Origin of the sequence: Metabacillus sp. YM-086 (assembly GCF_048059995.1) — a bacterium.
GTDB lineage: Bacteria > Bacillota > Bacilli > Bacillales > Bacillaceae > Metabacillus > Metabacillus litoralis_B.
The window spans coordinates 86450-110133 of the sequence record NZ_JBLUOI010000004.1 but is presented as its reverse complement, the minus strand read 5'-3'; the positions used below and the strand labels follow the sequence as shown (position 1 = coordinate 110133).

Genomic DNA, 23684 nt, shown 5'->3' with positions numbered 1-23684 from the left:
CTAATCTATTTTTGATTTCTCAACTGATAAAACGATCAGTTTTGAATTACTATCTACTTTTATTGCATTTGTAGTAAGAACTGTCCCTTCTTCACTTTCGATCTTAACCTGTTGATTGTTATAAGAAACTACGACATCAGTTTGTTTAGTAGACGATATTTCTGCTAGTGTTAGTTGTCCATCAGCCCATTCTATCGTTACTTCGAATCCACCTCTTGCTTTTAATCCGCTTACCCTACCATTTTTCCAAGCCTTTGGTAATGCAGGTAGTAACTCAATTTCTCCTAAATGGCTTTGAACCAACATTTCAGCAATTCCCGACGTTCCACCGAAATTCCCATCAATTTGAAAAGGAGGATGATCATCGAAAAGATTAGGATGTGTGGATCTTGCTAGTAACGTTTGCAAATAATCATGTGCATTTATAGGATCATGAAGGCGAGCAAATAAATGAATGAGCCACGCGCAGCTCCACCCTGTGTGTCCTCCACCATTTTCTAAGCGATAGGTTAAGGTGTTTCTCACAGCTTCAACTAAGTTTGGAGTTTGTTTTCTATTTATTTGATTGCCTGGGTATAGTCCATATAAATGTGAAACATGTCGATGACCTGGTTCATGCTCCGCAAAATCCTCGATCCATTCTTGCAATCGTCCAGCTTTGTTTATTTTATATGGTGCTAAGCGTTTTAGAGCTTCCGACACTTCTTCAAGGAAATCATCTTCAATATTCAATTGTTTGCTGGCCTGCAAACAAGTCTGAAATAGCTCTCTCATTAACGTCATATCCATTGTAGAAGCATAAGAAACAGCAGTTGGTTGACCGTCATATGTTAGAAATTTATTTTCCGGTGATGTGGAAGGATTTGTTACTAAATAGCCTTCAGGTCCTTCTACTAACCAATCCAAGCAAAATTGTGCAGCCTCTTTCATTAATGGATACGCCTTTTCTTCTAGAAATTTATTGTCTAATGTAAACAGATAATGCTCCCATAAATGACTCGCCAGCCACACCCCTGCCATTGGCCAAAAAGCCCAACAAGCCTGGTCTGAGGACGGTGTAGACATCCTCCATAAATCAACATTATGGTGAACAGCAAAACCTCGAGCACCGTATAATTCTTTCGCAGTCTTTTTACCCGTAATACTCAAATCTTCTATTAAATCAAAAAGAGGATCATGACATTCTGTTAGGTTACATACCTCTGCTGGCCAATAATTCATTTCTGTGTTTATATTTGTTGTATAATCACTATTCCACGGTGGCTGAATAAACGGATTCCAAATTCCTTGAAGATTTGCTGCCTGAGTTCCCGGTCTTGATGATGAGATTAATAAATATCGGCCGTATTGGAAATACAAGGCTTCAAGTGCAATATCATCTCGGTTCGTTTTATAGATTTCAAGTCTTTCGTTTGTTGGCAGTTTCTCATACTTCTGTTCATGATCTAAAGATAATGAAACACGATGAAACAAACTCTGATAATCAACTAAATGACGATTTTTTAATTCCTCATATCCCCAATAGTTTGCGTTGGCGAGGATATCCTGACATTGCTTTTGAATACCTGCTAAATCCGGATCTGGTACTTCATTAAACTTTGTGAAATTCGTTTTCGCTGTTAGCAGTACCATCACTTCATTGTCACCAGAAACCTCAAGAGCCCCATTTGAGATTGATAATTCACCCTTATTGGTCTTTCCTTGTATATGAATTTGAAATCTTAAGCCTCGATGATCGTCATAAAGAATTTCACCTTGATTTTTTACAGAAATCGGACTTTGTCCACTTAGTATTAAAGAGTTATCTTTGCCTTCGTTTATTTTATGTGGATGCAATGAATCTAGTTGAATTCTTAAACGAATAGGAGAACATTCCTGACCGTAAGATTTTACTCTTATCGCAAGAACCTGATCTGGGTGACTTATAAAGGCTTCTCTCCTATATGTAACACCATTTATTTTGTATTCCGTCAAAGCAACAGCTGTTTGTAAATCTAGTTCACGTCGAAAATCGATAACGTCTCCTTCAACAAGATGTTCAATATGCAAATCACCTAGGGGCTGGTATGCTTCACTATCTTCTCCTACCATCTTACTTTCAATTAATTGTTCAGCTTCAGCATATTTCCCATTAAAGACAAGCTCTCTTACCTTATCTAAAGTAAGATTAGCTTGTTTATTTATGTTTTCACCTGGTTCACCGGACCATAATGTATCTTCGTTCAATTGAAGTTTTTCAACCTTTGTTCCTCCGAAAACCATTGCTCCTAACCGCCCGTTACCTAACGGAAGTGCTTCCTCCCACTTCGCTGCAGGAGTTTTATACCATAGCTTCAACTCATTTTTATTAGTTTGATCCATATTTTCACCCCATTTTTTCAAAAAAGGTCAGTAGGCACTCTCTGCCAGTCTGACCTTTACATTAATCCCCAGTAACCTTTTTATGACTACGCAATGAATCGGAAGTAGCTTAGGAATACCTCACCCTTACATACAAAATAAACCTTCGTGTGTTCAATCTTTTCTCTGATAGAAACAGCTCCTGTCACAGTGTGCCAATCTTGGCTTCCTCCAGTGTTATGGACAAGGAGCTGACCAATTTTTTCTCCTTGAGGATGTTCTAGGTGGATATCAATTTGTGTTGTTTCTGAACTATTAGATACACGAGCTTCAATAGAATGTACTCCTTTACTTAAATCTACATCAGAGAACATCATCCAGGAATCTGGTTTCGCTTGAACGGAGTGCCCGCCCTCTTTGCATTCATTAATCATAACGCCTTGATAGTCATCATAGTTTTCCGCTCTTGTATTGATATACAAATTACGTGAAGGAATCACCTCACCGATTACTTGGAGCTTTTCTTGTAACTGAATATCAGCTGATGATTGACCAATCAGCAATTCATATTCTCCCGTTTCAACACAATGCTTATCTCTAGTAACATCCCAAACGGCTAAATCAGTTGCTTTTACTTTTAGCTCGACTTCTTTTGTTTCTCCCGCTTCAATAAAAATTCGTTCAAACCCAATCAGCTGTTTAAGTGGTCTTTGGAATCTCGATTGCAGTGAACGGAAATACAGCTGTACAACCTCATCACCTGAGAGCGTGCTAGTGTTTTTCACTTTTACTGTTACAGTTACCTCACCATGTTCATTGATATCTTTTTCACTAAGCTTAAAATCACTATATTCAAATTGGGAGTACGATTTTCCATGGCCAAATGGGTATAATTCTTTATCATCGAAGTACATATATGTTCGCTTACCTTTGATAATATCGTAGTCTAATAGATCTGGTAATTGATCTACTGAACGATACCATGTCATATTTAAACGACCCGCAGGATTATAGTCTCCAAATAACACATCACTTATTGCATTTCCTAGCTCCTGACCTCCATGTGAAGTATAAAGAACTGCCGGAATATGTTCATCTACCCAATTGATCGCAAACGGATAGCTTCCGATTACAACGACAACTGTATTTCGATTCACTTTATAAACTTCTTGTATTAGTTTTTCCTGAGCCTCAGCTAATGTAATATCAGGACGGTCGACTTCTTCTTTCCCGTTCACAACCGGGTTATTTCCTACAAAAACGATGGCAACATCAGATTCCTTTGCCGCTTTAATTGCTTCTTCCATTCCATTTTCAATGATTTCTTTCTCAAGAACAGAAGACTGGGACACGTCTGTACCTTCAGATACCTTAAGCCTTTTTTCTTCATCTAAAACAACAGCTTGATTATTCCACGTGGACAGCTTAAAACCTTGTTGGCTTTCTGGTTGTAAGTGAAGAACTTCTTTTACAAACCACCCGTATATTTCATCAGCTGAAGCTGCTATGTTTTGATCATCTGCACTTGTTACATATTTTCCATTATCAAGTGAACGGGCTGTATAGCTACCCCATCCCCAATCGGAAAGCTCAAACCTTGCTGCTTCTTCTTTGATCTTTCTATTTGCGATTAGCGGGCTGTTTTCATCTGTGTCTAACCCAACAAATTCATTACGATATTTTAGAATGACTTTATCATTCCCACTATGGAATGTTACTTGCTTACCTGCCATTTTATTTTTTATTCCTTCATAAGGAGTAATAGAATACGGAAAATCTCCTGAATACCAATCTCGGTAGACGATGTTTCCGAGCGGCCCTATTACTGAAACCTTATTTACCTTTTCCTTATTTAAAGGCAACATATTATGCTCATTTTTTAATAGAACAATAGATTCCTTAGCCGCTTTAGCCGACACCTTAGCATGTTTCGGATCACAAATCACTGATTCAGATATAACTGAATAAGGATTATTTTCAGCAGGATCAAACTCTCCTAAACGGAAGCGAACTCTGAATGTATTTCGCAAGGCACCGTCTAAATCATTTTCATTTACTAATTGCTTTTCTAACGCTTCAAAAATTGCCTTTGTTGTTTCATCAAAGTCATCTGTCATACTGTCAATTCCGTTTTTAATGGCATCAGCCACAGATTGTGCATGATCATTATAATATCCATGATCTCGTACAACACCCAACAGGTCGGCTGCATCACTTACGACGAACCCATTCATTCCCCATTTTTCTTTCACGATTTCCTTTACATAAGGGTGAAGAATAGCTGGCGTACCATTAATCGAGTTATATGCTGTCATCATGGAGTAAGCCCCGCCTTCTTTAAAGGGCACTTCAAATGCTTTCAAATAATACTCATGCATATTTCTCGGATCAATACTAGCTGAACAGCTTCCCCGATCAATTTCATTATTGTTCGCTAAGAAGTGCTTTAATGTGGCAACAGCTTTGAAGAAAAACGGATGATCCCCCTGAATTCCTTTAACAAGAGACGATGCTAGCTTACCTGTTAAATAGGGATCCTCACCATAAGCTTCTTCTGTTCTTCCCCATCGTGGGTCTCTTTCCATATCAACGGTAGGAGCCCATAGGGTTAATCCATTTACTTCCGGGTTTTTCTTATAAAAAGCTCTAGCTTCAGTACTGATAACATCTCCAACTTCTTTCAATAATTCCTGATTCCACGTGCACGCCAGTCCAATTGTTTGTGGAAAGGTTGTTGCTTTACCTAACCATGCCATGCCATGAGCCGCTTCAGTACCTTGCTTATGAGCATGTATTCCCAAGCGTTCAATAGCCGGCTGATATTGACACATTAAATTCACCTTCTCTTCTAAGGTGAATCTTGAGATCAGATCATTTACTCTTGTTTCTAAAGGTAGATCAGGATTTTGAAAAGGAAATTCATAACTCTTTTTTTCTACTGTTTTTTCCATCATATTCTCATCCTCGCTATATTTTCATTAGTTAGTATTTAGTAATAGGAAACGGTTACCAAAATAAAGAATGCATGTAAACGCTATCTTTACTCTATCATCTACTCCTTACTGTTAAACACCCTAATTATTATTGAAATAATCCATTGTCATTTAGAGATATTGGAAAAAAATCTTCATCCAAACGTGCTCTAATAATCAAATTACTTCATGAAAACACATCTAATTTTCCATGTATAAACACTTAGCTTGTTTTGCTAACATATTTTTGTAAACGTTTACAGATTAATTGTGGAGGTGATTTGGTTTATTGGAGTTTTGTTAGTCTACTAAAATAGGAGGCGAGTTAAATGAGGTTCTTCAAGTTATTATTATCCATTGCTTTAGTAATAAGTGTAACAATCCCTACGGTTGGTTTTGCTAAAGAAAAAGCTAAATCAACATCACCAGCCTATGATATTGTTAAATACGCAAATAGCATGCAGCCGGGTTGGAACTTAGGAAATACGTTTGATGGCTTTGATACGAATAAGGTTGTTCTTGATGAAACTGCCTGGGGAAACCCACAGGTTACAAAAGATCTTATCAAAAAAATTAAGAAACAAGGTTTTAATAGTATCCGAATTCCAATTACATTTGACACTAGATTAGGAGATGGCCCAGACTATACGATTAATCCACAGTTTCTAAGCAGAGTGGATACAGTGGTAAATTGGGCACTAGATGCAGACTTAAAAGTGATGATCAACGTTCATCATGATTCATGGAGCTGGGTTGCCAATGGCATGCCTTGGGATCATGATCCTACCGTCATGAAATTTAATGCGATTTGGTCACAACTCTCTGACCATTTTAAACATTATCCGTCAGATTTAATGTTTGAAAGTCTCAATGAGCCACAATTTTGGGGAGATGGCGGAGATGCTCAAGGACAACAATTTTTAAATGAGCTTAATGATTCATTTTACGAGATTGTTAGAAGCTCTGGAGGAAAAAACAATACTCGTGCCCTTGTAATCCCTACACTTCATACTAATTTCGAAAAGCAAGAACTTGTAGATAACCTGTATAATTGGATTTCCGAAAAAGAAGATCCATATATCATCTCGACTGTTCATTATTATGGATACTGGCCTTTTAGTGTCAATGTTGCAGGAACCACTACTTTTGACGAACAATCAATAAATCATATCACCGAAAACTTTGATCGAGTTTACGAAAAATTCACTTCTAATGGAATTCCTGTTGTAATTGGAGAGTTTGGATTACTAGGCTTTGATCAAAATACTGGTACCATTCAACAAGGTGAAAAATTAAAATTCTTCGAGTATATGATCAATTATGCTGAACAAAAAGGACTCATTCATATGCTTTGGGACAATGGACAGCATTTTAACAGATCAACATTACAATGGAATGACCCTCAATTATACGACATGATGAAAGCAAGCTGGAAAGGTCGTTCTTCAACTGCAGACACTGATTTTATCTTCTTAAAACAAGGGGATCAAACAACAGACGTAACAAAAACGCTTAACTTAAATGGCAATAAATTCGTTTCTCTAAAGCATGGTAAAAAACGTTTAGTTCCCGGAAAAGACTATATCGTAGATGGTAACAAACTCACTCTGAAAGCAAGCTTTCTTTCCAAGTTCACTTCAAATAACTTAGGAGAAACAGCTGTTTTAACTGCAAAATTCAATAAAGGTGCAAATTGGACCTTCACTATTTATCATCATAATACACCTGTTGCAAGTGACGCATCAGGTTCTACTAGTGATTTTGCCATTCCAATGCAATTTAATGGAAATCTATTAAAAACAATGGAAGCAGTTTATACAGATGATGCTAGTGCAGCCGGACCACAGAACTGGACATCTTATAAAGAATTTGGATATGCATTTGCTCCTAACTATGAGAACAATACAATCACATTCCCTTATGGAAACGAACGGTTCTTCAATGAAATCGAGGATAACCGTGAGGTACAACTTACATTCCATTATTGGAGTGGGGAAACAGTGGAATATGTTATCACAAAAAGTGGAGACAATGTTGTTGGAACAGCGGTAAAATAGATTTGAATGAAGAGGTTACCAATCCGTTTTGATTGGTAACCTCTTTTGTAGTGAGAACAAACTATCACTTAACACTACTAGCTAGAAACATCGAAGCATCCTGATTCATAAAAATCCGCTGTCCATGATGAAATGTCTTCATGTCAACTGATTTAAATCCTACTTCATGTAACATCTCTTTCAGTTCTTCATGTAAAAAACCGTTATGAACTTTCGGATGATGAATGTGATCGTTTTTGTCAAAATCGACAATAATGAGCTTGCCATCTTGATTTAAAATGTTGAACAATTCTTGTAGTATTTTTTTCGTGTCCGGAATATGAAGAAGGACCAGTGACATGAACACGATGTCTGCCTTAAGCTCATGAGTTTCTTGAGTAAAATCTGAATAAAGTACCTTTGCGTTAGTGATTCCTTTATGAGATATTTTAGCTTTCGCGACCTCCAGCATTTCTTTAGATGAATCAACCAACAAAACAGAATCTACTAAATCTGCCAATTCTAAACTAACAAGACCAGTACCACTTCCATAGTCTAGTAAAGATTTTGAATGGCTATTTTGTAATTCAGTTCTCACTTCCTTCACGATCACTTTTGCTAATTCCATTCTTTCTTCTGTATCATATCTTTTGGCCATCTCTTCAAAAACGTTATGTTCCATGTTACACTCCCCTATTTATTAATCACAATCGATAATTTGTAGTTTGCATGCTCGTTTAATGCTTCTAAAAATTGATTCATATGTTCATTGGACGTAAATTTGCATTCAAGTAAGTAACAGCCTTCGCCACTAATTTTATAATTATTTAGGATATATTGATCATGAAGCTTAACGAAAGAAAGATACGGTTGGTGATTAATGCTTTGGGTAATGATCGTAATAAAAGCATATATATGATAACCTAATTTACCTTGGTTCACTTTAATCGTATATCCTTCAATCACTCCACTATCCTCTAGCTTCTCCACTCTTGCTGAAGTAGCTGGTCCTGTTAAATGGACTTTCTCGCCCAGTTCTTTCATTGTTATTCGGCTGTTTTTGGAAAGTTCATCTAGAATTTTTAAATCTGTGTGATCTAACAATTGATTTAACTCCTTTCATTAATAAAGTAAAAAGGCCAAAAGAGTTTATTTATTCTATGTATCCGTGATTAGCTTATATTTTAGAATATACATTGTAGAAAGGAATTTATAAAGAAAAGGAGTTTTTCACATGAAGATAAATACAATACGAAATGCGACGATCATTGTTGAATATGCCGGTAAAAAATTTTTAATAGATCCAATGTTAGCAGAAAAGGGAGCTTACCCACCATTCCCAAATTCACTAAGACAAGATCAGCATAACCCTTTAGTTAGCTTACCTACATCAATTGAAGATATGATCAACGTAGATGCGGTTATTGTCACCCATCTCCATTATGACCATTGGGATGAAGCGGCAAAAGAGGCATTGCCAAAAGATATGAAAATATTTGCCCAAAATGAGGAAGACGCAAAAGAAATTCAAAGCGCTGGTTTTCAAAACGTAGAGGTTCTACAAGAGAATACAGTCTTTGAAGGTATCAAATTAATCAAAACAAAAGGTGAACATGGAAGAGGCGAAATCTTAAAATTCACTGGTTTCGTATGTGGTGTTGTTTTCAAACATCAAACTGAGAAAACGCTATATGTTGCTGGAGATACAGTGTGGTATGAAGCCGTTCAGGAAGTGATCAACACACACAAACCAGAAATTATTGTAGTAAATGCTGGTGATAATCAATTCTTTGAAGGCGGTTCTCTTGTTATGGGAAAAAATGATGTTTTTGAAGTTTATAAAGCAGCCCCTACCTCCAAGATTATCGCAGTCCACATGGAGGCTGTAAATCACTGGGGTTTATCTAGAGAAGAATTAAAACAATTTAGTAAGGAAAAAGATATGACATCTAACGTTTTAGTGCCTGATGACGGTGAATCTTATCTATTTAAATAGGAGAGAAGAGATTGGAGGTACTCCTATTATCATCTGTATAGCTTATTAAGAGTCTGTTGAGGGGGCTTTGAACTTTGGATCAAATCCTCCTTTTATTTTTTTGTTTTTCACTGTTATTTTATAGAAAGGTTATGCTACATGACATAAATCCCCTGCTTTTCCTTAAATTTCATTATAAACGAAGCAAAAAATACTGCCTAAATTTTAAAAAGGTCATTTATCTTCGATTATGGACGTTTTATCTTCGATTACAGTGAGTTTATCTTCGATTATCAGAATTCATCTACGATTTTCCCCATTTTATCTTCGATTCTACAATTTACTACATATTTCGCCATCTACGAATCACAATCGAAAACTTCTTATACAGCGCTACATCATTATGAAATTTAGATCAATATCAATGTTAAGATTTTGTAAATATAACTGCGAAGTTATTGCAAATAATATTTTCATGTTATAGACTTTCGTTATCGAAAACCGATATTGTGTATTGATATTGAACTTTCCGGGGGTGATTGTTTGGAAGATAAAGTATTACGCAAACTATTTCTCGGTTTTATCCACATTCATATTTTGCATCATGCCAAGGACCACCCGATCTATGGAGTTTGGATGGTCGAAGAATTAAGAGAGCATGGCTATAATATCAGTTCTGGTACTCTTTATCCCATTCTACATTCTATGGAATCAGATGGGTTATTAGAAAAAGAAGAACGAAATGTTGAGGGGAAAATTAGAAAATATTACACAACTACGGAAAAAGGAAATGAAGTCCTAGTTGAGGCTAGAAAGAAAGCTTACGAGTTATTTAAAGAAATAAAAGATTAAGAAAAGAAGGTGAGTTTTTATGAAGAAACAAAATCTAAGTTTTAAAGCACTTATGGAAATACTTTTTATTTCTACAAGGCTTGGTTTAACCTCGTTTGGAGGACCTGTAGCTCATTTAGGTTATTTTCACAATGAGTATATTCGTAAAAGGAAATGGTTGGATGAAAAAAGCTATGCTGATTTAGTTGCCCTGTGTCAGTTCTTACCAGGTCCAGCAAGTAGCCAAGTGGGGATTGGAATTGGCGTTATGAGAGCTGGCGTCTTAGGAGGAATTGTCTCATTTATTGGTTTTACATTGCCATCTGTTATTGCTCTTATTGTTTTTGCATTGATTCTTCAAGGAGTAGATGTAGCAGATGCAGGCTGGATACATGGATTAAAAATTGTAGCCGTTGCCGTTGTGGCACATGCTATTTTAGGAATGGCACAAAAGCTTACTCCTGATTTAAAGAGAAAAACTCTCGCTTTATTAGCATTAGTGATTACCCTTTTATGGCAAACAGCTTTTACGCAAGTCGGTGTTATTCTACTTGCTGCTTTTATCGGTTTTCTATTGTATAAAGAAAATACCAATACTGATGATGCTGATTTACAAGTACCTATTTCAAAGCCTTTTGCATTAGTATGCTTATCGTTGTTTTTTGGACTTCTCGTCCTTTTGCCAATTTTGAGAGAAACAACAGCATTAAATTGGATTGCCATGTTTGATAGCTTTTATCGTTCAGGTTCTTTAGTATTTGGTGGTGGTCACGTTGTTTTACCGTTACTTGAACGTGAATTTGTACCAACAGGATGGATGAGTGAAGAAGCTTTCTTAGCTGGATACGGTGCTGCACAAGCTGTTCCTGGCCCACTCTTTACATTCGCTGCCTATTTAGGGGCCGTGATAAATGGATGGCAAGGAGGCCTTTTAGCTACAATCGCGATCTTTTTACCAGCATTTCTATTAATTTTTGGTACACTTCCATTTTGGGACGCTTTGCGTCGAAATCCTAAAATCAAAGGTGCATTAATGGGAGTAAATGCTGCAGTAGTTGGCATTTTAATTTCTGCCTTCTATCAGCCTATCTGGACGAGTTCAATATTAGCTCCAATTGACTTTGCACTTGCTGCAATTCTTTTCACCATGTTGGTGTATTATAAAGTTCCACCTTGGATCGTCGTTATTACAGGGGCAATTGGTGGGTCATTAATGACACTAATTTAAACAAAACGACCTCACAATTTCACACCATATGGGGTCCTTTTTTTAAGTTCCCTTTTTAACTATGGTCTGCTGTTACTAAGAAAGAACCACTGCTTTTTCTGTTGTAATTTAGGCCAAAGAATCCGTTTATTTTTCTCAAATACTATAATAAAATGAAATTAGGCAGTAGAATTCAAAAAATTTAAAGCATATTGGGGGGATTACAGTGGAATTCTTCTACCATGAATCATATCAATTAAAAGATTTTTTTGAGAAAAACATTCAAAGCTTCGAAGAGTTGCTTCTTTCTGAAGCTGTTAATGTAAAAGATATGATTGATGACATTTTACATATTGGAAATATCGATCTAGTAAATAATGCTAAGATTCTTGTTTTCTATATTATTGACCGAAAAGAAAAAGAGCTTCGACAGTTTGCCAAACACGAAGGTATTGCTTGGGCTACTCATTCAATTGACCTATCATTTAAATTAGAGTGGGTGCAAGCCATTCGTCGTACAATTTGGTTTCTAATTAAAGAGTATAACAGGTTAACAAATGATAAAATTATTGAAAACTTTTTCACTCTTGAAAAAGAAGTAAATAATCAAATTGATGACTTTTTAAATGCTTTTTTTATTAGTTACTCTACATATAAGGATTCTTTGATTAAGGCACATAGAGAGCTAGTCGAGAATTTGTCTGTGCCGATCATCCCAATTAATTCCTCAGTCTGTATATTGCCACTAATTGGTGCTATAGATGAATTTCGCACACATATCTTAGAAGAAAAAGTACTAACTGAAATTGGAGTGCTACGCATTCAAACATTAATTATTGATTTATCAGGTATTGCCGATATGGAGATTGATGTGATTGAACATTTATTAAAAATAATAGATGGTGCAAGTATGATGGGATGTAAATCAGTTATTACTGGTTTACGAGTAGAAGTTGTGAGAAAAATGATACACCTTGGTATCTCATTTGAACAAAAATCAAAAACATTGGGAACACTGCAACAAGCTTTAAGTGAATACTTACATTAATTAGACTTAAGGAGGAGGATCTTATCATCCTCCTCTTCTTTTTAGAATACATTTTCTAAAGTTAGAGTAGATGGAACTTCCTTTTGGTTTCTAAGCTATTAATAGTTTGCAGCTTGGCAAAACCATTTATCCCCGACCAACCGTATCGTTCAACTTCGTGCGATACTTATCCGACCACGTTTTCGTATCCTTCACGAGTTCATCGCAGAAAGAAGCCACGTCTTCACCTGTGAGGTCAGTGACTTTCTTGCCTTCTGCTGCACCTTCCTCAAAAAGGTCGATTATTCCATTAAAGATACGGCTGCATTCCTTCCATTCAGCAGGACCACCAGTAGTCCACATATACTTTTGAATGGCTTTATAAGCGTTATGATACTCACTTGGAAGTGCCTTTGCACGTGCCTCCATCGCCTTCCATTCTCGCTTGTCTTCCAGACTTCCGATCATTTTTTCAATAATATTCATATTGTTTCTCCTTTTTATTTTATTTTTGTTTTGAGTTCGTTAATTTTACTCGAGACAAATTCCCATTTCTTCCAAAAAGTTTCAAGATGCTCTTGACCTGCTGCATTGAGTGTGTAAAATTTTCTCGGCGGTCCCATATTGGATGGCTTTTTCTCGATGTTCACCAAATTGTTTTTTTCAAGCCTCATGGTAATCGTATAAACAGTGCCTTCAACCACATCAGTGAATCCAAGTTCACGCAGCTGTTGCGTAATTTCATAGCCGTAAGTTTCGCCACGGCTGATGATCTCAAGTACGCAACCCTCTAGCACCCCTTTCAGCATTTCTGTAATATTTTCCAAATTAATCCCTCATTTGTAATTCACTAATTTTATTTAGTACTCTATATTACAGGTATTTCGTAATACAGATATTAAGTAATACTTACTACTAGTATATAGTATCGCATGGTAGTGTCACTTGTAAAGGATAAACATGCTCCTAGATATAGCACCTAATTATTCCCATGCGTTCTGCTTCTTCTTTCTAATAACAAAACATCTCTCCATACTCCATTCATTTTCCCAATCTTTTCTCTCATCCCTACTTCTCAAAACCTAATTTTTTATGTAGGTTAATACTAGCTTTATTTTCTGGAAAGATACCAGCTTGAAGTGTCCAGAAGCCATTATCTTCACTTTCTTTAATTAATGTTTGAAGTAAGACTTTTCCAAATCCTTTCCCTTTATAATCCTGACCAGCATAAACACTCACCTCTGCAACTCCCGCATAAACACATCTGCCTGAAACAGGACTTAATGCTGCCCACCCAACTATTTCACCCCCTAAGGTAGCAATGATACGACAGCTAGCTGTATGTCCCTCATCCCAATCTTTCCATGTGGGTGCTTCGGACTGAAAAGTAGCGTTTCCAGTCGCAATTCCTTCTAAATAAATTTGCTTCACCTGAAGATAATGGTCACTCTTCATATTTTGTATGGTTACATTCATTTTTTTCTCCTCTTTATATCAATTTTTTTTGATTAATTTGTTGACAATAGTAAATTTTGGATATATAGTTAAAACATCAAAAAAATTTGATTTAGAAAAGATATTTTTGACGAAAGAGGAGCTCGACATCATTAGTAAAAACTAGGAGTACATGGAACAACTACAAGCTTAATCTACGAAGTTAACACCTATTATTAGCAAACCTTTTTGCCGATTCACGACTACTTGCTGATAAATTTTTTTAGGTTCTACATCAATTTTTTTTGATTAATACATCAAAATAATTCAGTTAAAGGGGATAATTAGATGATAAATGATTATGAGATTTTTATGCTTTTTAAGTTACAGCAAGAAAAATTGAGAAAAATAGACAAACATCATCATTGGGTAACATCTGCTAAAATGATAAAAACAAAGGTAAAAAAAAGAAAAGAAAAGAAAGACTTGAATGCAACCTGCTGTCATACAGCTAGTTGTTGCTAAAATGAGGAAAATACCTGAGATGCATTTCTGTTCAACGGAGAAAGACAAAAAAGGAAAGGTCTCCTCATAAGGAATGACCTTTCCCCTGGTAGCTTAACAGCAATTGCTTGCTCCTAATAAGACTAGCCCTGCACCATCCTGATTTTCCTCTTTATCTAAAGTTAATTCCTTAGTTCCAGCAAGTTGTGAATCAATCGCAACCTTTATCCCATTAATGATTGAAACTTCATCTGATTCAATTGGTGCATCTAACGAGATCGTAAATTGTGGTCCACAACATCCTGCAATTGACGTAAGGCGTATTCCCTCTGCTCCTTTTTCACTTAAAAAGTTCATTAACAGTTCCTTCGCTCCATCCGTTATATTCATCATCCTTTCCCCCTTTTTAGATTATGCATTAGGATAGATTCTTTTTAATGCTTCTTTCATTTCAGGCTTCACATTAATTTTAGGTCTTGCAGTTTTTGCCATTTCTTCTGCTTCTTCGATGGTTTTAGCTTGTCCTAAAGATAAAAGGGTACCGATGGCAACAGTTCCTGTTCGATTACTTCCACCTTGGCAATGAAAATAAACCTTTTTGCCCTCATTGTAGGAAGAAACAACAGAATCAATAGATTTTTTTACTGATTCATCTTGATGGTCTGCGTCATCCACAATTGGGCTGTGTACATGATGATATGGTGATTCGGCTTTTGGTGCCTCTGCTCTTAAATCATAGGCAATATCTACTTTTTCATTTTCCATTACATCATTGATGTCATCTGCTCCACCAATATAGATTCGTCCTTTAACTAGTTCATGATAATTTTTTGTCATAATTTTATTTACCTCCTAAATTTCTTCTACATTTTTATGTAGTCTTTAATCGCTTCATATCCTATCTTTTCGTCACTAATCCATGGAATAATGGCAGCATGGGGTGCAAGTTTTTCTTTAACCATTTTGATCCACTGCTCTTCTGAACGAGCTCTACCTTTTAAAATAGGGTCTGTTGTTTCAGTTGCGTACATACTTTGATTAATGATCCACCATTTAGGCTGAATATCTGCTCGTAACAAATCCTTCTGAAGTCTCTCAGCTTCCAATACAGGAGTTGTTTCAGCTAATGTAACAATTAGTACACTTGTTTCATTAGGATCTCTTAACCGTGGTAGCAAATTGCTAACACTTTCCGGTACTTCACCTGTAGATCGTGCAAGTTCCTTATGATAAATCTGCGTTGAATCTAATAACAGCAACGTGTGACCTGTAGGCGCCGTATCGATTACCACAATCTCGTTTTCAGATCTAGCAACTACCTTTGCGAATGCTCTGAAAACCGCAATTTCTTCGGTACAAGGGGAGTTTAAATCTTCTTGTAAATAATCTAATTCATCTTCGTCAAGATCTTCACTTGCATTTAAAAGAACTTCTTTCTTGTACTTCTCAACTTCCTCACTAGGGTCGATTGCGCTTATCGATAGGTTGTTATGGATCTCATGATGATTAAACATATATTGAAGATGAGCGGCAGGGTCTGTTGTTGTTAAATGAACTTTATGCCCTTGTTCAACTAGTCCAACCGCAATGGCAGATGCAACAGTTGTTTTCCCAACTCCTCCTTTTCCCATAGTGAAAATTATCCGTTTATTTGAGCTCGACAAGTCATCGATCACGTTAGTTAATTTACTCAACTGAACAAGATCATCTCCCTCACTTACATCATCTACTTCTGACATAACTCCTTGTCCGAATAAATGGCGAAGATTCTGAATTCCCGTCAAATTGTAAGAAACAAACGGCAACGAATAAATTGGCACCTGTTTTAATTCATTAGGGATATTTGTTAAAGCAAGCTGCTGACGATGAAAAAAGGCTGAAGAGACTTCATCATCTGGAACTTGCTGTTGTAACACACCATTCATAATAAGCACCTGATTTTCTATTCCTATTCCTCTTAGTTCAGCTGAAGCCCTTTTTGCTTCCTGAATAGAAGAACTTTCAGGTCGTGTAACTAAGCATAACGTTGTTTTATTTGAGTCAGACAATACCTTAACCGTTTTAGCATATATATCCTTCTTATCTCCTAACCCAGATAAAGGACCTAAACAAGAGGCACCATGTGTACTTTCTTCAAGAAAACCAGTCCAAGCAGTAGGTAGCTGTAAAAGCCTTAATGTATGTCCAGTAGGTGCTGTATCAAATATAATGTAGTCGTATTTGCTTGTAATGGAATAATCTGACAATAGGCTTGTGAATTCATCAAAAGCTGCTATCTCAACTGTACATGCACCAGATAATTGTTCTTCCATTGTCACGAGTACAGCATCCGGTAATTTACCCCGATACGGACCGATCATCTTTTCTCGATAATTGTTTGCAGCTTCTTCCGGATCTAAATTACACACAGTAAGGTTGGGGATATGTGGAATACGTGTTGGAATATTACTAAGTTCAATTTCTAATACATCCTGTAAATTTGAAGCTGGATCTGTACTGACCAACAATACTTGTTTGCCCTCGTCTGCTAGTGCAACTGCTGAAGCACACGCAGTTGACGTTTTTCCTACCCCACCTTTTCCAGTAAAGAATAAAAATGGGGTTGTAATAAGCTCAGGGTGAAAGGATTGAAACATCCTCTCCCTCCTTCCATCGTTTACAGTTGCTTTAGATTGATTGACAATCTTTTTCTTGGCTTTTCATTTAACTTATCTTTTGCTACACCAAACCATTCCGAAAGCTCATCATTTGTAGGGTAGTTTCCGACCTTTTTAATAAAGTTATCTACAAGAGTGATTGGAAGAGCATCCGGACCTTTTTCAGCAAGAATTTTGGATACTTCGTTATTTTCTGCAAATGCACCCGGTTCACCCGTAAGATTATAACGCTTGATCTCAAACCCGTTTTTTTCTAGCGAATAAACAGCTGAAGCAACACGAGTTAACTCAGGATCTACACTTGGTCCACACACGCCTGTTGAACAGCACATGGCAGGATCGAATATCTCCACTTTCATTTCGCTATCATCTCCTTATTGTTTTTAAAGATTAAAGGAAAAGCCGAGAGATTCCTCACGGCTTTTTACCCTATCTGATAACTTCATTATTCACCAGTCTTCGCAAATCGTTCAATTCTTTCCCCAATTTCATCACGAACACGCTGGAAGAATGCCCATTTCTCTTCTTCGGTACCTTCAGCTTTAGCAGGATCATCAAAGCCCCAGTGAACGCGTTTAATATGTGGTGGTGTGACAGGGCAATGATCTGCTGCATGACCACATAATGTGACGATTAAATCGGCATTATTTAGAATGTCTGGATCAATCACATCAGAAGTTTGAGTTGAAATGTCAATACCAGTCTCTTTCATCGCCTTTACTGCATTCGGATTTAAGCCGTGTGCCTCTAAACCAGCGCTTTTCACTTCCCACTCATCACCTAAATGTTTTTTTGCCCAGCCTTCTGCCATTTGGCTTCTGCAAGAATTTCCAGTGCATAAGAAGTAGATTGTTTTTTTAGACATGATTGTTTTGCTCCTTTTTTATTAAGATTAATGAATGATTAGTAACCAAATATATAAGCCAACAAGTGTAATGAACAATGTCGGGATGGTTAAAATGATTCCTGTTTTAAAGTACGTACCCCAAGAAATTTTCACACCTTTTAAAGAGAGAACGTGCAACCATAATAACGTCGCAAGTGATCCGATTGGTGTAATTTTTGGTCCTAAATCTGATCCAATCACATTCGCATAAATAAGTGCTTCTCTTACAACGCCCGTTGTGTTTGTGTCTGAGATAGCTAACGCATCGATCATAACTGTAGGCATGTTATTCATAATCGATGATAAAATCGCCGCAATAAAGCCCATTCCAACTGTTGCAGCGAATAAGCCTTGATCGGCTGTTACTTGAATTAAATCTGCTAACACATCTGTTAATCCAACATTTCGTAAGCTGTAAACAACTACATACATTCCAATTGAGAAAAACACGATTGCCCACGGTGCACCTTTTATGACAGATTTTGTGTTAACTGCAGGACTTCTCTGTGCCATGAACAAAAAGAAGATCGCAACAATTCCAGCAATTATTGAAACAGGAATACCGATAAATTCACTCGCGAAATATCCTACAAGTAAGATTCCTAAAACAAACCAAGACAATTTAAACATTTTCATATCACGGATTGCATCAGCAGGTTTTTTCAGATTAGTTATATCATAGTTGCTAGGAATACTTTTTCGGAAAAATAGAAATAGCACTAAGATACTTGCTCCTAAGGAGAAAAAGTTAGGGATAATCATTCTTGATGCAAACTCAACAAACCCAATTCCAAAGAAGTCAGCTGACACAATATTAACTAAATTACTGACCACTAATGGAAGAGATGTTGTATCTGCAATGAATCCACTAGCCATGATAAATGGAAAAACCATTTTTTCACTAAAGTTTAAGTTTCTTACCATTGCTAAGACAATCGGTGTAAGAATCAAAGCAGCTCCATCGTTTGCAAAGAATGCCGCTACTATTGCACCTAGAATACTTACATAAACGAACATTTTTATTCCGTTTCCTCGAGCTGCTCTTGCCATATGCAAAGCTGACCATTCAAAGAAACCTATTTCATCTAAAATGAGTGAAATAATAATAATTGCAATAAACGCTAAGGTCGCGTTCCAAACAATTGATGTTACATCAATTACATCATTAAAATCTACAACACCTACTAGTAGAGCTAAAATAGCACCGCCACAAGCAGACCAGCCAATAGACAAGCCTTTTGGTTGCCATATGACTAGCGTCAGTGTGAGTAAAAAGATAATTGATGCTAAAATTACAGATGTCATTTCATAAACCTCCATTATTCACACGAAATACGTAATCCCTGTTCCTCTAGTTCTTTTATTCGAAAATCTTGATTTGGGAGATGTTCAAGCACATGTTGAACAAGTGTGTAATATTCATTATTTTTGTTTAAAGAATAAATAATCCACTGCCCTCTTCTTGTTTCTTTCACAACTCCTGCATCTTTTAATTTGCGAAGATGCTGACTAATAGCTGGTTGACTGGCTTTAAAGATTTCAACAAACTCACAAACACAGCAATCATTTGAATCTAACATTTTGACCATTGTTAAACGTGTTTTATCACCTAACAATTTTAGAATTGTTGCAGCTTTTTCTATTTCAACTGTTGTTTCTGACACACTAAGCACCTCCATTAACATCCATAGATTAATATATAATAATTTACTTATATATTCAATAAAAAAAGAACATCAAATCATGTTGCTTTGATGTTCTAATATTTTTTAATGGTTTGCGACTTTGCTTAAACCGCCTGGCTTATTATGAACAGCAATTTTCTCTATTAATTTGTTACTTTCTGTATTCACACCAATAAGGTTAACCTTCACACCATTTTGATGATATTTAATAATGACTTTATCGATAGCACCTACTGCCGAATCGTCCCAAAGGTGAGCATTTGTTAAATCTAAATCAACTTCTTTTACATTTTCTCTATAATTGAAGCTTTCAACAAAATCAGTAACAGATGCAAAGAATAGTTGACCAGACACACGGTATATTTTCTTGCTAGATTGATCTGAGGATAAGCTTGTAATCTTCACCTTAGAAATTTTAGATGCAAAGAAAATTGCACTTAAAATAATTCCAACAAGAACACCTTTAGACAAGTCATGTGTCATAAGAACCGTGATCACTGTTACAACCATAACGATTGTATCTGTTAATGGTACCTTATGAAGTGTTTTTAATGATGTCCAGTCAAAAGTTCCGATTGATACCATAAACATAACTCCTACAAGAGCAGCCATTGGGATTTGAACTAACAGGTCATTGAGCAGTAGGATTAGGACCATTAAGAAAACACCCGCTACTAAAGCAGATAAACGTCCTCTACCACCTGACTTCACATTAATTACCGATTGTCCAATCATTGCACAACCGGCCATTCCGCCAAAAAATCCTGACACAATGTTTGCAATACCTTGCCCACGAGCTTCTTTATTTTTGTCACTGCCTGTATCTGTCATATCATCTACGATTTGAGCTGTTAATAATGACTCAACTAACCCAACAATGGCAATTGATAAAGAATACGGGAAAATGATTTGTAATGTTTCAAAAGTAAAAGGAATATCTGGTATTAAAAACATCGGTAATGTTTGAGATAACTCACCCATATCTCCTACCGTTCCAACATTACTTCCTGTCATTACAGCAATAATCGAAATCACAACAATTGCTACTAAAGGTGATGGCACAACCTTAGTAAAACGAGGTAAAATGTAAATAATAGCTAGAGCACCTAGAACCATTGTATACATTGGCCAAGATTCACCAACAAAATGAGGCAATTGTGCAGTAAAGATAAGGATAGCCAAAGCATTAACGAAGCCAGTCATAACCGAACGAGGCACAAATTTCATCAATCTGCCTAATTTCAAAATCCCCATTACGATTTGAATAATACCAGTTAGAATGGTTGCTGCAAGTAAATACTGCAATCCATAGTCAGCAACTAATGTTGTCATAAGCAGAGCGGTCGCACCAGTTGCGGCTGAAATCATTCCGGGACGTCCGCCGACAAATGCTATTGTTACAGCAATACAAAATGAGGCATACAACCCAATCATAGGATCAACACCTGCAATAATTGAGAATGCGATAGCCTCAGGAATTAAAGCGAGCGCTACAACGATACCTGATAAGATGTCTCCTCTAATATTTCCAAACCAAGAATATTTAATTGTCATATTATCCAAAAAAAATCCTCTCCTTTTTCACTTTTATTTTTTAATGACTTTCAACTCTCATGAAAGTCGGGTCCGTTGTTAACAAAAAGCATTATAAATGTTTTTCAAGATTTTGTGAAGCAACCAGTAAGCGTATACATTTTCTATATACTCTTTATTTCTCTAGTTTTCTACCCCATGCAACATAATATCAAAATTTGTGTCGGTAAATTTTTACTTATCATAAAATATCCTAATCTTAGGAGGTATACAGAATGTATAAAAGAATTTTATTAGCATCCGACGGCTCCGAACATTCTAAACGCGCAGCCGAAAATGCCATTCATATCGCACAATGTAGTAAGGGCTCCAAAATTGATGTTGTGTACGTTGTTGATCCTGATCGAGCTAAATCAGATGTTCTTAGTAACTGGAACTCAGTTGATATTAACGATCAACGTAAAGAACGGATGAAGGAAGTGGAAAAAAGGGCACTAGAAGCAGGAGTATCTTATGAAATTAAGATCCTCCACGGTGAACCCGGACCAACAATAGTCAAATATGTAAACGATAACAATATGGATATTGTGGTGATTGGGAGTCGTGGCTTAAATGGCCTTCAGGAGTTTGTATTAGGAAGTGTAAGTCATAAAGTAGCAAAAAGAGCAAATTGTCCTGTGTTGATTGTGAAATGAAATGGAAATAGGATGACTAGATTCTTTATTTACTAGTCATCCCGGGTTGTAAAGATAAGATACCTTATTTACTTAACTATAATTTTATAGTCCCACGGTTCTAAGTTGAACTGTTGCTTACTGTTCAATTTAAAGAGCTTATTCGAAGGATATAAGTGATATTTGCCTTCTAGAGAGCTACCTTCTACGTTACCAGAAACAGGTTCTGGTGAAAGATTCATAACAACAATGACCTTCGATTTACCTTTTACTCTTTCAAAAGCAAGAATACGTTCGTCAGATGTTTCAAAAAAGTTCGTCTCTCCACCAGCTGAACCATTCCACAATGCCTGATGTTTCTTTTTAAGTCGAACTAGATCTTTGTAGAAATCTTGCATAGTTAAGTCTTCCCACGAAATTTCATCTTTATCAAAGAACGCTAATCTTTTATTCAGTCCTGCTTCTTGTCCAGAATAAATTAACGGTATGCCTGGTAAAGTAAAGGTTAGGGCAGCCATTGTTTTTTCGGCTTCTCCGAATAACTCTTGTGTTGTACCTTCCCATGAATTTTCATCATGATTTGTCGTCCAATGCATCGCATAAGAGCCAGTTGGATACAGTCGTTTCATTTTATTCACATAAAACTCTATATTTTTTGCACTCTTATTTCCTGCCGCAATATCTCTCATCGTATGAGAAAGCTCCCAGCCATAGTTGAAGTTGAAAGCATTTTTTAACAAATCATATTCAACGTTATCTTCTGCTAACATATAAACTGGTTTAATTTTATCAAGTTCTTTACGTGCGGTTTCCCAGAAGTCTACTGGTACACCAACTGCGTAATCAGCACGATAACCATCAATATCAGCTTCTTCTACCCAATATTTCATTGCATCGATCATCGCAGCTCGCATGTTAGCATTTTCATAATTTAAATCGGCTACATCCAACCAGTTTGTACCCGGTGGATGAGTGATATTTCCTTCGTCATCCAATGTGTACCATTCTTTTTTTTCTGTCCAAACATGGTCTTTTCCTGTATGATTCGCTACCCAATCAAGCATCACTTTAAAGCCCATTTCATGTGCTCGATCCACCAATCTTTTGAAATCTTCCATTGTTCCAAATTCTGGATTAATCGCTTTATAATCCTGGATGGCATAATAGGAGCCTAATGTTCCAATTCGCCCCTCTTGAGAAATCGGATGAATCGGCATAAACCATAAGACTTCTACTCCTAGCTGCTTTAATCGTGGTAAATGCTTTTCAAATGCTTGAAAGGTTCCTTCTTCTGTATATTGTCTTACATTCACTTCATAAATGGTTGAATTCTCCGACCATTTAGGGAAATGTGCGTTACTATTTTCAACTATGACTGTAAGATCTGGCGAGGTATAAACATAGTCGTCTCCCTCTGTAATATACACTGAGTCATATTCATTTAGCTTTGTAAATGCCTTGCTATCCCCGTCTTTCTCACCCGTTTCCCGATTAACAACGATGAAGTTGATTACCCCTGGATTTTCATTTAATTCAATATCAACATATGCTCCATGCTCTCCTATTTGCTCATTTGAAAAAGGAGTAGCACCTGTTGGCCATCCACCTGCTTGATCAGAAGGTGTCGCAACATCTCCCCATAGCCATAGTCCCCATTTGTCGTAATTTTGATCTTCTCTTTCATAATAAATTCTGATTGTAGAATCTGTCGTCTCAGCTGAAGCAGTGTTGTGATAAGAAAAGGACAAACTCGAAAACAACATAATTGCCATCATCATCAGTACTACACTTTTACTCAAACACTTTTTCAATCCACCCACTCCTCTACTTTTTACTAGCCTTTCTAGGTGTTTCACAATCTTTTTGCTTGCGCTTTTTTTTCCGGTAATCACCTCCCTAAAAAACGAAATGATTTGTCTAGTA

General features: G+C 36.5%; 22 protein-coding genes and 1 pseudogene. 7 read left to right on the top strand and 16 right to left on the bottom strand.

Features of this window, described 5'->3' with window-relative positions; translation table 11 throughout:
• Both ACEWK1_RS03240 and ACEWK1_RS03235 read right to left on the bottom strand, forming a co-directional pair.
• Entirely contained in the window at positions 1 to 2361 is a 2361-nt protein-coding gene (locus tag ACEWK1_RS03240) for a glycosyl hydrolase family 95 catalytic domain-containing protein (RefSeq protein ID WP_212135810.1), read from the bottom strand.
• A gap of 86 nt (positions 2362 to 2447) precedes the next feature.
• Positions 2448 to 5291, bottom strand: a complete 2844-nt coding sequence (locus tag ACEWK1_RS03235; protein WP_212135808.1) for a glycoside hydrolase family 3 protein — start codon at positions 5289 to 5291, stop codon at positions 2448 to 2450.
• Between the two features lie 350 nt (positions 5292 to 5641).
• Here ACEWK1_RS03235 and ACEWK1_RS03230 point away from each other — a divergent pair, with 350 nt between their 5' ends.
• Entirely contained in the window at positions 5642 to 7369 is a 1728-nt protein-coding gene (locus tag ACEWK1_RS03230; protein ID WP_212135806.1) for a cellulase family glycosylhydrolase, read from the top strand.
• Between the two features lie 64 nt (positions 7370 to 7433).
• On the opposite strand, the gene ACEWK1_RS03225 is transcribed toward ACEWK1_RS03230, so the two are convergent.
• Together ACEWK1_RS03225 and ACEWK1_RS03220 are read right to left on the bottom strand one after the other, a co-directional pair.
• Positions 7434 to 8030, bottom strand: coding sequence for a class I SAM-dependent methyltransferase (locus tag ACEWK1_RS03225; protein WP_212135804.1), 597 nt, complete (start codon positions 8028 to 8030; stop codon positions 7434 to 7436).
• A gap of 11 nt (positions 8031 to 8041) precedes the next feature.
• Entirely contained in the window at positions 8042 to 8452 is a 411-nt protein-coding gene (locus tag ACEWK1_RS03220; protein ID WP_212135802.1) for an Lrp/AsnC family transcriptional regulator, read from the bottom strand.
• A 130-nt stretch (positions 8453 to 8582) separates the two neighbouring features.
• On the opposite strand from ACEWK1_RS03220, the gene ACEWK1_RS03215 reads away from it, so the two are divergent.
• From ACEWK1_RS03215 to ACEWK1_RS03200, 4 genes are all read left to right on the top strand, one after another.
• A complete protein-coding gene (locus ACEWK1_RS03215) occupies positions 8583 to 9344 on the top strand; it encodes an MBL fold metallo-hydrolase (protein WP_212135800.1) in 762 nt (253 codons plus the stop codon).
• Between the two features lie 522 nt (positions 9345 to 9866).
• On the top strand, positions 9867 to 10175 hold the full coding sequence (locus ACEWK1_RS03210) for a PadR family transcriptional regulator (protein WP_121663599.1): 309 nt from the start codon (positions 9867 to 9869) through the stop codon (positions 10173 to 10175).
• A gap of 19 nt (positions 10176 to 10194) precedes the next feature.
• Complete coding sequence (locus tag ACEWK1_RS03205; RefSeq protein ID WP_212135799.1) at positions 10195 to 11382, top strand: chromate transporter; 1188 nt, start codon at positions 10195 to 10197, stop codon at positions 11380 to 11382.
• Between the two features lie 205 nt (positions 11383 to 11587).
• Entirely contained in the window at positions 11588 to 12409 is an 822-nt protein-coding gene (locus tag ACEWK1_RS03200) for an STAS domain-containing protein (protein WP_251395427.1), read from the top strand.
• A 126-nt stretch (positions 12410 to 12535) separates the two neighbouring features.
• Here ACEWK1_RS03200 and ACEWK1_RS03195 read toward each other — a convergent pair whose 3' ends face one another.
• The 3 genes and pseudogenes from ACEWK1_RS03195 to ACEWK1_RS03185 all read right to left on the bottom strand — a co-directional run bounded on the left by ACEWK1_RS03195 (position 12536) and on the right by ACEWK1_RS03185 (position 13864).
• On the bottom strand, positions 12536 to 12874 hold the full coding sequence (locus ACEWK1_RS03195; protein ID WP_212135798.1) for a DUF1048 domain-containing protein: 339 nt from the start codon (positions 12872 to 12874) through the stop codon (positions 12536 to 12538).
• A 14-nt stretch (positions 12875 to 12888) separates the two neighbouring features.
• Positions 12889 to 13215, bottom strand: coding sequence for a PadR family transcriptional regulator (locus tag ACEWK1_RS03190; protein WP_121663602.1), 327 nt, complete (start codon positions 13213 to 13215; stop codon positions 12889 to 12891).
• A gap of 152 nt (positions 13216 to 13367) precedes the next feature.
• A pseudogene (locus ACEWK1_RS03185) lies at positions 13368 to 13864 on the bottom strand (GNAT family N-acetyltransferase).
• Between the two features lie 306 nt (positions 13865 to 14170).
• On the opposite strand from ACEWK1_RS03185, the gene ACEWK1_RS03180 reads away from it, so the two are divergent.
• Positions 14171 to 14347, top strand: a complete 177-nt coding sequence (locus tag ACEWK1_RS03180; RefSeq protein WP_212135797.1) for a hypothetical protein — start codon at positions 14171 to 14173, stop codon at positions 14345 to 14347.
• Between the two features lie 93 nt (positions 14348 to 14440).
• Here ACEWK1_RS03180 and ACEWK1_RS03175 read toward each other — a convergent pair whose 3' ends face one another.
• From ACEWK1_RS03175 to ACEWK1_RS03140, 8 genes are all read right to left on the bottom strand, one after another.
• Positions 14441 to 14716, bottom strand: a complete 276-nt coding sequence (locus ACEWK1_RS03175; RefSeq protein ID WP_212135796.1) for an adhesin — start codon at positions 14714 to 14716, stop codon at positions 14441 to 14443.
• Between the two features lie 21 nt (positions 14717 to 14737).
• Positions 14738 to 15166, bottom strand: a complete 429-nt coding sequence (locus ACEWK1_RS03170) for a protein-tyrosine phosphatase family protein (protein ID WP_212135978.1) — start codon at positions 15164 to 15166, stop codon at positions 14738 to 14740.
• Positions 15167 to 15189: 23 nt separating this feature from the next.
• A complete protein-coding gene (gene arsA / locus ACEWK1_RS03165; RefSeq protein WP_212135795.1) occupies positions 15190 to 16962 on the bottom strand; it encodes an arsenical pump-driving ATPase in 1773 nt (590 codons plus the stop codon).
• Between the two features lie 20 nt (positions 16963 to 16982).
• On the bottom strand, positions 16983 to 17342 hold the full coding sequence (arsD, locus tag ACEWK1_RS03160) for an arsenite efflux transporter metallochaperone ArsD (protein WP_212135794.1): 360 nt from the start codon (positions 17340 to 17342) through the stop codon (positions 16983 to 16985).
• Positions 17343 to 17428: 86 nt separating this feature from the next.
• Positions 17429 to 17848, bottom strand: a complete 420-nt coding sequence (gene arsC, locus ACEWK1_RS03155; protein ID WP_212135793.1) for an arsenate reductase (thioredoxin) — start codon at positions 17846 to 17848, stop codon at positions 17429 to 17431.
• Between the two features lie 27 nt (positions 17849 to 17875).
• Positions 17876 to 19174 carry an arsenic transporter gene (locus tag ACEWK1_RS03150; protein WP_212135792.1) on the bottom strand — a complete coding sequence of 433 codons (1299 nt, stop codon included), beginning with the start codon at positions 19172 to 19174 and terminating at the stop codon, positions 17876 to 17878.
• A gap of 14 nt (positions 19175 to 19188) precedes the next feature.
• Entirely contained in the window at positions 19189 to 19533 is a 345-nt protein-coding gene (locus tag ACEWK1_RS03145) for an ArsR/SmtB family transcription factor (RefSeq protein WP_212135790.1), read from the bottom strand.
• A gap of 105 nt (positions 19534 to 19638) precedes the next feature.
• Positions 19639 to 21108 (bottom strand): SulP family inorganic anion transporter, encoded by a 1470-nt coding sequence (locus ACEWK1_RS03140; protein ID WP_212135977.1) that lies wholly within the window; start codon positions 21106 to 21108, stop codon positions 19639 to 19641.
• A 254-nt stretch (positions 21109 to 21362) separates the two neighbouring features.
• Between ACEWK1_RS03140 and ACEWK1_RS03135 the strand changes: the two genes are divergently transcribed.
• The gene (locus ACEWK1_RS03135) at positions 21363 to 21782 is read left to right on the top strand and encodes a universal stress protein (RefSeq protein ID WP_121663605.1); all 420 of its coding nucleotides are present in this window, start codon (positions 21363 to 21365) and stop codon (positions 21780 to 21782) included.
• A gap of 68 nt (positions 21783 to 21850) precedes the next feature.
• On the opposite strand, the gene ACEWK1_RS03130 is transcribed toward ACEWK1_RS03135, so the two are convergent.
• Entirely contained in the window at positions 21851 to 23572 is a 1722-nt protein-coding gene (locus ACEWK1_RS03130) for an alpha-amylase family glycosyl hydrolase (protein ID WP_232273796.1), read from the bottom strand.
• Positions 23573 to 23684 lie beyond the last annotated feature (112 nt).

Excerpts from the sequence above, each read along its gene's own strand:
- arsA (WP_212135795.1), bottom strand. The coding sequence starts at position 16,962 with ATGTTTCAATCCTTTCACCCTGAGCTTATTACAACCCCATTTTTATTC.
- ACEWK1_RS03215 (WP_212135800.1), top strand. The coding sequence starts at position 8,583 with ATGAAGATAAATACAATACGAAATGCGACGATCATTGTTGAATATGCC.
- ACEWK1_RS03230 (WP_212135806.1), top strand. The coding sequence starts at position 5,642 with ATGAGGTTCTTCAAGTTATTATTATCCATTGCTTTAGTAATAAGTGTA.
- ACEWK1_RS03175 (WP_212135796.1), bottom strand. The coding sequence starts at position 14,716 with ATGAATATAACGGATGGAGCGAAGGAACTGTTAATGAACTTTTTAAGT.
- ACEWK1_RS03150 (WP_212135792.1), bottom strand. The coding sequence starts at position 19,174 with ATGACATCTGTAATTTTAGCATCAATTATCTTTTTACTCACACTGACG.
- ACEWK1_RS03195 (WP_212135798.1), bottom strand. The coding sequence starts at position 12,874 with ATGAATATTATTGAAAAAATGATCGGAAGTCTGGAAGACAAGCGAGAA.
- arsC (WP_212135793.1), bottom strand. The coding sequence starts at position 17,848 with ATGTCTAAAAAAACAATCTACTTCTTATGCACTGGAAATTCTTGCAGA.
- ACEWK1_RS03240 (WP_212135810.1), bottom strand. The coding sequence starts at position 2,361 with ATGGATCAAACTAATAAAAATGAGTTGAAGCTATGGTATAAAACTCCT.
- ACEWK1_RS03205 (WP_212135799.1), top strand. The coding sequence starts at position 10,195 with ATGAAGAAACAAAATCTAAGTTTTAAAGCACTTATGGAAATACTTTTT.
- ACEWK1_RS03135 (WP_121663605.1), top strand. The coding sequence starts at position 21,363 with ATGTATAAAAGAATTTTATTAGCATCCGACGGCTCCGAACATTCTAAA.
- ACEWK1_RS03180 (WP_212135797.1), top strand. The coding sequence starts at position 14,171 with ATGATAAATGATTATGAGATTTTTATGCTTTTTAAGTTACAGCAAGAA.
- ACEWK1_RS03225 (WP_212135804.1), bottom strand. The coding sequence starts at position 8,030 with ATGGAACATAACGTTTTTGAAGAGATGGCCAAAAGATATGATACAGAA.
- ACEWK1_RS03140 (WP_212135977.1), bottom strand. The coding sequence starts at position 21,108 with ATGACAATTAAATATTCTTGGTTTGGAAATATTAGAGGAGACATCTTA.
- ACEWK1_RS03235 (WP_212135808.1), bottom strand. The coding sequence starts at position 5,291 with ATGGAAAAAACAGTAGAAAAAAAGAGTTATGAATTTCCTTTTCAAAAT.
- arsD (WP_212135794.1), bottom strand. The coding sequence starts at position 17,342 with ATGAAAGTGGAGATATTCGATCCTGCCATGTGCTGTTCAACAGGCGTG.